The following is a 12,277-nucleotide window of genomic DNA, read 5'->3' on the forward strand; positions in this document are numbered from 1 at the left end:
AACGTCAGCATTCAAAGTGTCAACTTTTTTACTCATCAAATGAAACCGATTTGATGCTAAGTCGCGTATACCAAAGTGACGTATAAGGCTTCTTTAGATACTCCGTAATTTGATATATCGTCCAGCTATTAAACACAAATAAACAATGACCTTATGGGAGGGTTAGTAATATCAACATTCATACATTAGTCAGAAAGTGGCTACTTGCTTCTATTTTTTTCTTCATCGTTCTATCGACGAATACTCACGCCGCTGAGTGCGCTAAAGACATTAAAGCGGTCACCACAGAAGACCCTGCTATTCCTGTTGAAGTGTTGGCGCTGCGTGTTGACCCACTAACCAAATGTGAACTTGAAGTTGAGGCTAAAGAATGGGTTTCATTGCTTCGCGAAAAGATTAAAGAGATCAGTAATGCGAAAGTCGCTGCCTTTTACAAAAAGCAGGAAATAAAAAAGTCTAAAGTCGTTGATGCCAGTTTAGAAAAAATCAAAACCGCGAAAGAAGCCAACGATAGCGAAAAAATCAAAGCGGCTGACAAGGTTGTAGAAGAAGCCCAGAAAGAAGCTGAAGAGATTGAAAAAATCTCGACCGAAGATAGCTCTGTGCAAGAAGCAATTGCAGTAGCGACAGACAAAGCAATCGATGAAGGCAAAACAATCGCGCCTGAAGAAAATACCACAGCAGCGAAAACCGACACAAAAATCGCACTGGATAAATACGCCAGCAGCCTTACCACACAAAGAACCGCGCTATTAGATCGCTTAAAAGTGGTACTCACCGAGTACGCAGCCAAAGGCGGCGACATCAAAGAATACAATACCTATATCGAGGCCGTTTCGGGCATTACGCTCGATGTTACTGATTTCAGCGCCACCTGGACAACCATCTCAGGCTGGCTCTCATCTGCTGAAGGCGGTTTACGCTGGTTGGTTAATTTCATCAAATTCATCGTTATTATTACCGTGTTCTACATACTCTCGCTACTTGCTGGTAAAGCCGCGAGCAGAGTGCTCTCAAAATCGAGTCACACCACCACCTTGCTGCGCAATTTTTTGATTATGACGGCGCGACGTCTTACCCTGATTATTGGCTTTTTTATTGGCCTGTCAGCGTTAGAAATCAATATCGGCCCTGTGTTAGCGATTATTGGTGCCGCCGGATTTGTCATCGCCCTAGCCTTACAAAACTCATTGAGTAACTTCGCCAGCGGCATTCTGATGTTGATTTACCGACCGTTTGATATTGGTGACTTTGTGAATGTAGCCAGCACGCCGGGAACCGTAGAATCGATGAATCTACTGTCGACCCAGTTAAGAACCTCCGACAACCAACTGGTAGTTGTGCCAAACAACTCGGTTTGGGGTGATGTGATTATCAACGTGACAGGTATCACAGAACGTCGTATCGACCTTGTTTTCGGCATTGGTTACAGCGATGACGTCGATAAAGCGCATCAAATTCTAGAAGACATCGTCAATGAAAATGAGTTAGTACTAAAAGAGCCTGAAGCAAAAATTAGGCTACACGAATTGGCAGACTCGTCGGTTAACTTTATCTGTCGCCCCTGGGTGAAGCCCGAAGATTACTGGGATGTATACTGGGGAATTACCCGGGAAGTAAAACGTCGATTTGATGCAGAAGGCATCTCGATACCTTTCCCACAACAAGATATCCATATCATTCAGGATCAGACCGAGAAATAAATAGGAGAGATTTATGTCAGAAGAATTATCAGTGGTAGTACTCATCGAAGTCTTACCAGGAAAAAGAGAAGAGCAAATAAAAGCATTTAAAAAAGTAGAACCGCTGGTATTGGCTGAAGATGGCTGCTTACAATATGAAATGAAAGCAGATCAGGATAATGAGAACCGATTCATCATGATAGAACGATGGTCATCGGCAGAAGCGCTAGCTGCACACGCAGTATCACCACACATGGTAGAAGCGGGCAAAAGTAATCATTTATTTAGAGCCAAACCTGCGGAAATTATAAAACTCTCAGATATCTGATTTAACGGGTTTAGCGCAAACTTATTTGGCATTCCTTACCTTTTAATGATTTACGTTTTTGGTTTTCAAAAACGTCAATAGAATTTATGCAGAGCCATGGCCTTTTTTTAAGTCAGTAAACTCGCGCCCAATTTACTCGCAATTGCATCGATCATGGGTTCGGGCGGGTATTCGACTGGGTTGCTCAAACGATAGCTTTGCCACTCATTAAATTCATTCGCCACACAGGCGTTAGTACCGTGACACGCTAAAACCTTAATCACGTGCCCAGAAATTTTCCACGGGCCTTCGCCTTCTAACCAGCCTTTGATTAATTGTATGCCTGATTGATCGTCTTGCAGATGCCAGTACGGCTCGAAAAACAATAACCCTTTGGGATGCTTGTAGAATTCAGCCATCAGCAATTCATCACCATTAGGTTTGGTGATAGTCAGTGGAGCGGTAACTGTAAATAAATCGGCCATTACGGCATTATAACGATAAGTCGTTATTAGAAAAGCCACCCCCCCTACTTTGAGGGGGTTTTTTAGTAATCAGATTCTGATGTGCGCTTATAGAGAAGTAAGCAACTGATCATCTGATCCAGAAATACTATTAGGCGGCACTGTTGAAGAAGCCCTAGCCAAACCAGCTTCAATCATTAATTCAACCACCTTATCATAAGCAAACTCATGCGCTAATCCGCACGCTTCTGGAAAATAACTAGAACCGAAAGTCATTCCTGGTACCAGATTCGCTTCCATGAAATAGCAGTCACCGTTTTTATTGGATTTAATATCTATACGACCAAAGTCCCTGACATTAAGCGCATTAAATGCATCGAGTGCCAGATTGGTGACTCTAGCTCTTACTTTGTCATCCGTAATTTTCAGAAGGGTTTCCGAATCATCTTTTTTAGCCTGCGAACCTAAAATCTTCAGTCCATTGCTTGATGTTGGTGGTATCACTTCAACCGCAGAGACGAGTAACTTCTCGTCATTGGTTTTGATCACGGCAACTGTAAACTCGCTGCCATCCAGATATTCTTCTGCCAAAATGGGTTGTTCGAATGTGTTGTATAAGGACGCTACTTTGCTTTCGTAATCGGCAAAATTGGTGACAAATGATAAGTCATCGATGCCATTACCATTTGCCGCATCCAAAGGTTTTAAAAACAGTGGGAATTTAACGGGTAATTGATGGTGATTTTTATACTGCCCCGGCGTTGCAATAAAATATTCAGCCGTCTTAATCCCTTTGTTAGTTAAATGGATTTTGGCACGTACTTTATTCGAATCAAATTTCAAGACTTCTCGTGAAGAACCCGTGTAGTTGATTTTATGTTGCGCGAAAAACTTAGACAGCCAGATATCGCTCTGACCTTTTTCCAGACCATCACTAACCGGAATGTACTTTACTGCCAGCACAACCAGTTCGGGCATTCTTGCGACTACTTCCAATAAATCTTCTTTGGTTTCACAAACATTCAATGTGGCGCTATGCCCCATTTCCTGAATGACTTGTAGAACACTGTTACATGCCTTCAAGCTGCCAAAACCGCTTTCTTTTAAAGCCTCATTGGGTGTGGTAATTATTTCAATATGCATAGCGGGACTCCAGAGTCAGCTTAATTTAAGGGACAGTAAAACGCCTGATCATTAAGTTCAGGAGTGCGCTATATTCGAGAAAATGTGGAAATACGAAAAAGCCACACCGCGAAGAAAGTGTAGAAATATAGATGCTTTTTCTGAGATCGATTAGCCTGAAAAGCCTAGCTAAATTAACAAACAGTTAAGAGAAGACTAAAGAGCGACTAAGAGATGGACTTGTGAAAACAGCGATGCTCAGTTCGCTGACGCGCGTAGTTTAACATAAATCGAGCCATATTGATCTCTTTATAATTAATCACGCGATGAGATGTCGTTGGCTTCAAGTTGAGAATCTATCATTGATTTTATACACCCCCCCACTTTGGGGCTGTTTTTTTTAACAGCGAGATTTACTTTGAATCTTACTTAAAACTGATAATTCGCTAATAGAAATTGAGACGTTGTTGGCGAAGTTTTGCTAAAACATCAGCAGGAAGATTTCTCATACCTTCTGCTTGTTTTTTACGTGACTCCAAACCGACGACGGCAGGCAACTTACTAGACGCAATTTCACGATATGAAGCAGTAGAACGTTTTGCTGACATGACTGGTGGAGGCGAATCAAGCGGAACAAATTCACTTAAAAAGTGCGAATCTAAAACGCTCTGGTTGTATGCACTCAACCCCGTATTGGCTAGACCATTTCTGGCGGTTTCATTCAAAGACCAGCTCAGCTCTTTATTTACATTAAACCAGGAAACCGCGCGTATAGCCGGATAGCTTTCTTTGATTCTGATTAGCATATTACGAATCCAGACTTCTTTGCTTTCTACCGCATCTGAATCATCACCATATTGACCCCATGCAGGATCAGGCAGATCACTGGGTTCAGTGGTAGCCACTTCTGCAATCAAGATAGGTTTGTGTGGATAGTTTTCTACCAGCGTCACATAAGCCGCACTAAACACTTCGTCGAACGTTCTCCAACTAGACCACGTGTAATTACTCCCCCAGTTGTAACCATCGAGACTGGTCCAATCGACCACATCATCCCCCGGGTAATAAACGGTTATATCGTTATAGTCATCAGTGTCCGTAGCACTTGCAGACCAAATCCACTCCACACTGTTATTCACCCCTGCGGTTTCAAACAAACCATGAATATGTCGCCAAGCTGCCTTGAATGCCTCAGGCTGATTTCCCCACGCGTACCAATTGCCATTAAATTCGTGACCAAAACGCAGCAAAATGGTTGGTCGGCTTTCTTCAGGATAGCTATCACGCCATGCTTTAAAATCAGCAATCCATCTATTGATATAACTGTCTTTCTCACCCGTAGCGATCATGCTTAACAAATCTTCATAACCTGAGTTAAAAGGCATTAAGGTAATCAAAGGTGTCGAACCACTGGCAACAATATTCGACGTTTGAGTGGTTAAAAAACTCCAATCCATCTCGAAGTTGGTATAGAGGGTTATGATGGATGTTTGTTTGTGGGTATCAGCCTTAAATTTCTCCAGAATATCTACCGACCAACCATCATTTTTCAGGTAAGCACCCAGCATGATTTTAGAATTAGGCACATTAGGACTTTTAGTCTCAGTAGAATCAGACGACGCCCCACAAGAGACGATAAATAGGCAGGTAATTAAAAAGAGAATGAGGTTTTTCTTATTGGATAAAGGCATAACTTTTCTAACTTTTCCGTTTTATTAAGATTAATTATCAGAGCGAAACGAGCAACTTTAATAATCGATAGAGGTACTTAACAGGAATAAAATCGGGAAAAGATAACCTTCTAGACAAAATAAATTAAATAGCAAATGAGTGCAAGTTTTAGGAAGCTAATTACGGTGTTTTTGGGAGGTATTCGATGAGTGGTAGAGGGATTATGTGGTTAAGTGATTGTTGGAAAGTCACCCCCCCTACTTTAAGGTGCTTTTTTCAGTAGGTTGTAAAGAATAAAAACCTAAGTTAGATCGTATTCATTCGCACACAAATGTCAGATGGTTTCCTATACAACCTATCGTTGAGACTGTTTTAACGATATATATTTATACCGCACATCCGACAAATTTTTAGTTAGTTCATCTTTGCGCTAATGTCTTACGACTATTTTAAGAAATCGTGCTGCATTTAAATATAAAAATTATAAATATGCACAACGAAAATAATAAAAAACCGATCCAGGAAAAATTTAATTTCCCTAAAAACAATGAAAAAGCAGTGGCTTAAAAAACTCAAAGTACTGTTGCTATTATCCTTTGCGATAACGGCACCTTTATCTTTGCATGCAGCAGAAGACTCTACAGAAATAGAGTTGAGTTATACATACGTTGAGTATTTGAACTTTGTAGGTACCGCAGCTGGGGCTACACGCTATTTTGGTCATGATGAAGTTATGCCCTTATCCAATAAGGGAAACCCTGCAAATAGAGTAGGCCAAACGGTTAATTTAGGAACGCTAGGCTTAAACTCAAACATAACGGGTGACTGTACTCTGGATTTTTCTACTCAAAATGATTTTCAGTTAGAACATACAACATCAGGAAAAGTATTAACATCTTATCGACTTGAATACAGAAATACTGAGATTACTAGCGGTAGTAATTTACAAATGTTACTACCTTGTAGTTCTCCTGTTAGTGACATTGATTTCACCACAACGGGAAAATACCAACACAGCAATAAACCCAAAGCCGGGGTCTATCAAGATATCGTCAATATCACGGTTACTTCTCAATAAAGACTGCTTTTAGAAATAGAGTTATTTACTAATCAAAAAAAGCATTAAGCCCCCCTCTACTTCAAGGGCAATTTCTAACTTAAAAAAAAGCCCCTGAGGTTAACTCAAGGGCTCTATACTTCTACCTTGGCAATGAACGCCAATGAGCAATTACATACTCTAGGCGACCATTACGTCGACGAGTGTATGAGCTAACATGAACATCCTTAGAACGATTGATCATGATCTTATCTCCTTCAATTAAGGAGAGCGAATAGACAAACCTGCTTTATTCATCTAAACTAATTATAGTTTTACTACAGTAGAACACAGGAGAAAAAGCACGCTCTCGTTTGCCTTTTCTTTTACTCTCATTAGTCAGAGTGTTAGAGCACTCTGATTAATGTATTCAAAATTTCTAGTTTTCTTTGCGCACCCCCTTAAACTTTTTCCCGTCTGCTTTTACGTTCATGAATTGACCTGTATCTGCGTTTCTCTTTACCCAATGACTTCCTGAGGAGTGCTTTGTTTGAGAACGTTTTTTTACTGCGCCATGTCGTCGGTTATCACCGGAAATACCATTAGTAGCCATATTTTCTTTACCTATTTTAATGAATAAAACTGAGTGTAAATATCAACTTAATACACTCGACTACTATTATATCCGATCATATTGATGATGTCTAGGTTGTATTATATTAGCACTATGCGTATTATAATGACGCTATATATTAGGAGAAGTTAGGTCATGAATAATATACTTAACGAGTTACCAAAGAATGTTTACGACAGATTAGAATATCTTGAATTTATGCTCAGATTTCGTGGCTGGGTCTCAAGAGCTGACTTAACTGAACGTTTTGAAATTGGTGAAGCCGCTGCAACAAGAGACCTAAGGCTTTACAAAGGGTTTGCTGAAAAGAATTTAAAATTAAATCAGACTAATAAGAAGTATGAAATTCAAGAGGATTCATTTACCCCTATTTTTGAGTTACCAATAAGCTCTGCTTTATCTAAACTTCGTACAGCTAAAATAACCGAAGCTATCAACGTATCAGAATTCAATGGAATATCATGCCCTCCAAGACTTGCTTTCCCAAAAATTGACTTTTTAGCCAAAATCACTAGAGCCATTTCAGGAGCAAAGCAACTAAAAATAAAATACCGCTCGGTCGATAACGGACTTTCGGAAAAAATACTCCAACCTCATGCCATTTTCGATAACGGCATCCATTGGTATGTTCGAGCATATGACGTAACTGCGTCTGAAAACCCGTTCCGCTCATACGCACTTACAAGAATTGAAAACATTGAAATATTAGAGAACAATGATGTTTATGTTTTACAAGGTGGGGGAAATATGGACTTCCAGTGGAACAGAATGGTTAACTTAGTATTTGTACCTCACCCTAATAGAAAGAATGTAAAAAACCCAGAAACAATCGAATATGATTTCAACATGGAAGAGGGGTGTTTAAAACTTACAGTAAGAGCAGCTATTGCTGGTTTTTGGTTACACTACTGGAATATAGACTGTACTGAAGATCACAGTCTAAAAGGATATGAGTATCAGCTATGGCTCAAAAACCACCAAACACTTTATGATGTTGAAAGTCGTATAATAGCTCCAGGTTTATCGACTTATCCAACTGATAAATAATAATACGAACTATTATTAACTATTTCTTCAAGCACTCAGAATTTGCTCCAGATCAAGGCGCACCGACGCACAGTGAAGGAGCATACGATAAGTATGTGACCGATCGAGCATCGGAGCAACGCCGAGCTGGAGCAAAAGCTGAGTGCGAACTACGAAGCTCTAAATCCCGTTGTCTTGTAACCAGTATTCTAGCAACGCCATATGCCACAATTTATTGCCTTGTATACGCGTATGATGCTCATCTGGCGCAGCCAATAGCTTCTCCACATAAGACCTTTGATAAATCCCACGATCCTTACATTTCTGTGAATTCAACACGTCTTGCATGAATTCTAAAAACTCACCGCGTACGTATTTAAGTGCGGGCACTGGGAAGTAACCTTTTTTACGATCGATGACGCTATCCGGAATCATCCCGCGTGATATTTGCTGGAGCACGTGTTTACCGCCGCTTTGAAGTTTCATGTGCGGTGGCATTTTTGCGGCAAGTTCAACCAGTTCGTGATCGAGGAATGGAACACGCGCTTCGAGACCATGCGCCATGGTCATATTATCAACGCGTTTGACCGGATCATCGACGATAAGCATGGTGGTGTCGGCTCTGAATACGGCATCGATAAAGGTGTCGGCATTCGGTGCTTCTAAAATGCTGGTCATGGTTTCAGCAGTGAAGTCTCTATCGATGAATTTTGGCGTGAGCATTTCTGCCATTTCGTCGTGATCTCTATCGAAATAGAATTGGCGGAAGCGTTCTAAATGCGTGCCTTTCGCCTTGTTCATTTTGTCGTACCAGAAATAACCACCGAATACTTCGTCGGCGCCCTGTCCTGATTGCACAACTTTTACGTCTTTTGCGACTTGCTCTGATAGCAAGTAGAAACCAATCGCGTCCTGACCGAACATCGGCTCGGACATATTCGCAATTGCTTCAGGCAAACGGCTGAGTGTTTGCTCGTTTGGAATATGTATTTTGTGGTGATTGGTATTAAATCGTTCTACCACAGCATCGGAGAATTCAAACTCACTGCCTTTTTCTTCTGGCTGATCGTCAAAACCGATACTGTAAGTCGGGATATCTTTGATGCCGATTTCATCGAGTAAACCCACGAGTAAACTTGAGTCCAGACCACCTGATAGCAATACGCCTACGGGTACGTCGGACACATCGTTACGACGTCTTACTGCGACACGGAGTGATTCGTGAATCGCTTCGGTCCATTCTTCGTCAGTTTTTTCTTCTTTCGGGCGGGTCGCATCTAGTGTCCAGTAACGGTTGAGTTGTTTCTCGCCATTTGCTTTGATCAATAAAGAATGTGCGGGTTCCAGTTTGCGAATGCCTTTGATGACGGTCATCGGTGCTGGCACGACCGCATGCAATGTGAATTGGTGGTGCAATGCGACTGGGTCGATTGAAGTATCGATATCATTGCTATCGTTAGATGCAAGTAACGCCTGTGTGTTGGATGCGAAGCGAAAACCTTTGCCAGTGTTGGCGTAGTACAAAGGTTTGATGCCCATGCGATCACGCGCGAGAAATAAGGTTTTTTCCTTCAAATCCCAGATGGCGATGGCGAACATACCGAGGAAATGTTTAACGCAATCGACGCCCCATTCTGCATAGGCTTTTAGAATAACTTCAGTATCGCCGGTAGAGAAAAAGGTATGGCCTTTGGCACCAAGCTCTTCGCGCAATTCCGGGTGATTATAGATGGTACCGTTAAAGACTAATGCGAGGCTGAGCTGTGGGTCAATCATCGGCTGATTGCCTTTCTCGGACAAGTCGAGAATGGATAAACGTCTGTGACCAAACGCCAAAGCACCGTCGGAGAATGTACCCGCGTGATCTGGCCCACGCTTTTCTAACTTCTCCATCATCGATTGGATATGATCTAAATTTGGCAAAGAGCCATCTAATCGATATTCACCACAAATTCCGCACATATTTCTCTATTCCTGATTATTTAGGTATACGAATACGCATTATAGGTAAGATTGGATATTTAGAAAGCCCTGAATAATCAAGATAGATTCTGTTGTTGGTTTTTATCCACCCCCCTACTTACGAGCACTTTTTTTAGTCGCTATTATTACGATCCATCAGTAACAGGCCATTGCGGGCACTAGCGCTCTTTGTATAGATATTTTTTAAGATTTAGTTAACATTAATAATACTAAGAGCTATTGCTTTTCAGGGGTGATTTACATAGTCTTACGCTGTTATAAGAAACCCCTGATCAAGTCCGCTAATTTACTTATTACACATAAGTTAAGTTGTAATCGACTTAAGGCAGGGCTTTCCTAAAAAAACGCGCTAGTTTTAACACAATCAATCTGATTACAATCAAAGGAATCTATCATGACACATGAATTACCAGATTTACCATACGAAAAGAATGCTCTTGAGCCATACATTTCTGCTGAGACTTTAGACTATCATCACGATAAGCATCACCAGGCTTATGTGACTAACCTAAACAATTTGATTGAAGGCACTGAGTTTGCTGATAAGTCATTAGAAGAGATCGTTACTTCTGCACCTGCTGGCGGCGTTTTCAACAATGCTGCTCAAGTTTGGAACCACACGTTCTACTTTAACTGCATGGGTCCTAATGCTGGTGGCGAGCCGACTGGTGCGGTTGCAGATGCAATCAACGCTGCATTCGGTTCTTTCGCAGACTTCAAAGAGAAGTTCTCTGCATCTGCTGTTGGTAACTTCGGTTCTGGCTGGACCTGGTTAGTAAAGAATGCTGACGGTTCTGTTGAAATCGTTAACACGACTGCTGCTGGCTGCCCACTAACTGATGGCAAGACACCTGTACTAACTATCGACGTTTGGGAACATGCTTACTACGTTGATAAGCGTAATGCACGTCCTGCTTATGTTGCTGATTTCTGGAACCTGGTTAACTGGGATTTCGTTAATAGCAATATGTAAAACAACTGTCATAAACCTATAACAAGCCATATCAGGCTTGATATATTGACAAAAAAGCGAAAAGCGAGCAATATTGCTCGTTTTTCTGCAAAAGGGCAGCTTTAAGCTGCCCTTTTTCATTCCCGTTGTAGCGCGCTTTAATAGAAATATTGAGTGCGTTTTTGGGTAGTAATATAGGAATATTATTGTGTCAGATTCATTAATGTCTACTTACGCACGTCTTCCGGTTTCTTTTGAGAAAGGCGAAGGTGTGTATCTTTATGATACAGAAGGTAATAAATACCTAGACGCGCTTGCGGGTATCGCAGTGTGCAGTCTTGGGCATGCGCATCCACGCGTTGCGGAAGCTATTGCTGATCAGGCACGAACCCTTATTCATACATCCAATGTTTATAATATTCCTCATCAGACTGAGCTAGGGGATAAGCTTTGCGGCTTATCTGGCATGAGTCGCGTGTTCTTTGGCAACTCAGGCGCTGAAGCGAATGAAGCGGCGATTAAAATCGCACGTCTATTTGGTAAGAAGCAAGGCATCGACCGTCCTAAGATTATTGTCGCTAGCGGTAGTTTTCATGGTCGTACTTTAGCAACCCTTTCTGCAACGGGCAGTCGCAAGGTTCAAGCAGGCTTTTCACCATTGGTTGAAGGCTTTGTTCGCGTTGATTACAACGATATCGAAGCGATTCAAAAGATTGCTGAGAACAGTTCGGAAGTTGCTGCAATTTTAGTTGAGCCTGTTCAGGGTGAAGGCGGAATTATAGTTCCTGACGAAGGCTACCTAAGCAGTATTAGAAAAATCTGTGATGACAATAACTGGTTGATGATGCTCGATGAGATTCAAACAGGTATGGGCAGAACAGGAAAGATGTTCGCTTTCCAACACGAAGGTATAACCCCTGATGTGATGACGTTAGCCAAAGCACTTGGTAATGGCGTTCCTATTGGTGCGTGTTTAGCTGCGGGAAAAGCTGAAGAAATCTTCACACCCGGAACGCATGGTTCTACCTTTGGTGGTAATCCATTAGTAACGCGTACTGCCTTGGAAGTACTCAGCATTATGGAAGAGCAGGATATCCCTGCTAAAGCCGCAGAAATGGGTAGCTATATGCTGACTCAATTCAAACAAGCATTAGCCGATGTAGATGGCGTAATTGAAATACGTGGCCACGGCTTGATGATTGGAATCAACCTCAATACTGATTGTGGCGAGTTGGTTTCGCAAGCCCTTGAAAAGAAACTCTTGATCAATGTCACTGCGGGTAAAACGGTTCGATTATTACCACCGTTGATCATTACTAAAGAGCAAGCAGACGAAGTAATTTCAACACTCGTTGCTCTGATCAAAGATTTTCTTTAAACGCTTTCACATATAGCCCTAC

General features: G+C 41.6%; 11 protein-coding genes. 6 read left to right on the forward strand and 5 right to left on the reverse strand.

The window, feature by feature from the left end; genetic code table 11:
* The first annotated feature begins 311 nt into the window (after positions 1-311).
* Together OO007_RS00820 and OO007_RS00825 are read left to right on the forward strand one after the other, a co-directional pair.
* The gene (locus OO007_RS00820; protein WP_325807299.1) at positions 312-1,703 is read left to right on the forward strand and encodes a mechanosensitive ion channel family protein; all 1,392 of its coding nucleotides are present in this window, start codon (positions 312-314) and stop codon (positions 1,701-1,703) included.
* Positions 1,704-1,716: 13 nt separating this feature from the next.
* Entirely contained in the window at positions 1,717-2,010 is a 294-nt protein-coding gene (locus tag OO007_RS00825; RefSeq protein ID WP_325807301.1) for a putative quinol monooxygenase, read from the forward strand.
* A 107-nt stretch (positions 2,011-2,117) separates the two neighbouring features.
* Here the strand turns inward: OO007_RS00825 and OO007_RS00830 are convergent, their stop codons facing one another.
* The 3 genes from OO007_RS00830 to OO007_RS00840 form a co-directional block, all read right to left on the reverse strand.
* The gene (locus OO007_RS00830; RefSeq protein ID WP_131904145.1) at positions 2,118-2,513 is read right to left on the reverse strand and encodes a hypothetical protein; all 396 of its coding nucleotides are present in this window, start codon (positions 2,511-2,513) and stop codon (positions 2,118-2,120) included.
* Positions 2,514-2,561: 48 nt separating this feature from the next.
* On the reverse strand, positions 2,562-3,596 hold the full coding sequence (locus OO007_RS00835; RefSeq protein ID WP_325807302.1) for a hypothetical protein: 1,035 nt from the start codon (positions 3,594-3,596) through the stop codon (positions 2,562-2,564).
* 425 nt (positions 3,597-4,021) lie between these two features.
* Entirely contained in the window at positions 4,022-5,266 is a 1,245-nt protein-coding gene (locus tag OO007_RS00840) for a glycoside hydrolase family 26 protein (protein ID WP_325807303.1), read from the reverse strand.
* A 527-nt stretch (positions 5,267-5,793) separates the two neighbouring features.
* On the opposite strand from OO007_RS00840, the gene OO007_RS00845 reads away from it, so the two are divergent.
* The gene (locus tag OO007_RS00845; RefSeq protein WP_325807304.1) at positions 5,794-6,324 is read left to right on the forward strand and encodes a hypothetical protein; all 531 of its coding nucleotides are present in this window, start codon (positions 5,794-5,796) and stop codon (positions 6,322-6,324) included.
* Positions 6,325-6,721: 397 nt separating this feature from the next.
* On the opposite strand, the gene OO007_RS00850 is transcribed toward OO007_RS00845, so the two are convergent.
* Positions 6,722-6,895 carry a hypothetical protein gene (locus tag OO007_RS00850; protein WP_325807306.1) on the reverse strand — a complete coding sequence of 58 codons (174 nt, stop codon included), beginning with the start codon at positions 6,893-6,895 and terminating at the stop codon, positions 6,722-6,724.
* A gap of 156 nt (positions 6,896-7,051) precedes the next feature.
* Here OO007_RS00850 and OO007_RS00855 point away from each other — a divergent pair, with 156 nt between their 5' ends.
* Entirely contained in the window at positions 7,052-7,963 is a 912-nt protein-coding gene (locus tag OO007_RS00855; RefSeq protein ID WP_325807308.1) for a helix-turn-helix transcriptional regulator, read from the forward strand.
* A gap of 159 nt (positions 7,964-8,122) precedes the next feature.
* Here the strand turns inward: OO007_RS00855 and OO007_RS00860 are convergent, their stop codons facing one another.
* The gene (locus tag OO007_RS00860; RefSeq protein WP_325807310.1) at positions 8,123-9,904 is read right to left on the reverse strand and encodes an N-acetylglutaminylglutamine amidotransferase; all 1,782 of its coding nucleotides are present in this window, start codon (positions 9,902-9,904) and stop codon (positions 8,123-8,125) included.
* Positions 9,905-10,319: 415 nt separating this feature from the next.
* On the opposite strand from OO007_RS00860, the gene OO007_RS00865 reads away from it, so the two are divergent.
* Positions 10,320-10,898, forward strand: a complete 579-nt coding sequence (locus OO007_RS00865; protein WP_131904150.1) for a superoxide dismutase — start codon at positions 10,320-10,322, stop codon at positions 10,896-10,898.
* A 187-nt stretch (positions 10,899-11,085) separates the two neighbouring features.
* Positions 11,086-12,255 (forward strand): aspartate aminotransferase family protein, encoded by a 1,170-nt coding sequence (locus OO007_RS00870; protein ID WP_325807312.1) that lies wholly within the window; start codon positions 11,086-11,088, stop codon positions 12,253-12,255.
* Positions 12,256-12,277: the final 22 nt, after the last annotated feature.

The sequence above is a fragment of the Cocleimonas sp. KMM 6892 genome (genome assembly GCF_035798195.1).
GTDB lineage: Bacteria > Pseudomonadota > Gammaproteobacteria > Thiotrichales > Thiotrichaceae > Cocleimonas > Cocleimonas flava.

Excerpts from the sequence above, each read along its gene's own strand:
- OO007_RS00860 (WP_325807310.1), bottom strand. The coding sequence starts at position 9,904 with ATGTGCGGAATTTGTGGTGAATATCGATTAGATGGCTCTTTGCCAAAT.
- OO007_RS00825 (WP_325807301.1), top strand. The coding sequence starts at position 1,717 with ATGTCAGAAGAATTATCAGTGGTAGTACTCATCGAAGTCTTACCAGGA.
- OO007_RS00850 (WP_325807306.1), bottom strand. The coding sequence starts at position 6,895 with ATGGCTACTAATGGTATTTCCGGTGATAACCGACGACATGGCGCAGTA.
- OO007_RS00865 (WP_131904150.1), top strand. The coding sequence starts at position 10,320 with ATGACACATGAATTACCAGATTTACCATACGAAAAGAATGCTCTTGAG.
- OO007_RS00855 (WP_325807308.1), top strand. The coding sequence starts at position 7,052 with ATGAATAATATACTTAACGAGTTACCAAAGAATGTTTACGACAGATTA.
- OO007_RS00835 (WP_325807302.1), bottom strand. The coding sequence starts at position 3,596 with ATGCATATTGAAATAATTACCACACCCAATGAGGCTTTAAAAGAAAGC.
- OO007_RS00840 (WP_325807303.1), bottom strand. The coding sequence starts at position 5,266 with ATGCCTTTATCCAATAAGAAAAACCTCATTCTCTTTTTAATTACCTGC.
- OO007_RS00845 (WP_325807304.1), top strand. The coding sequence starts at position 5,794 with ATGAAAAAGCAGTGGCTTAAAAAACTCAAAGTACTGTTGCTATTATCC.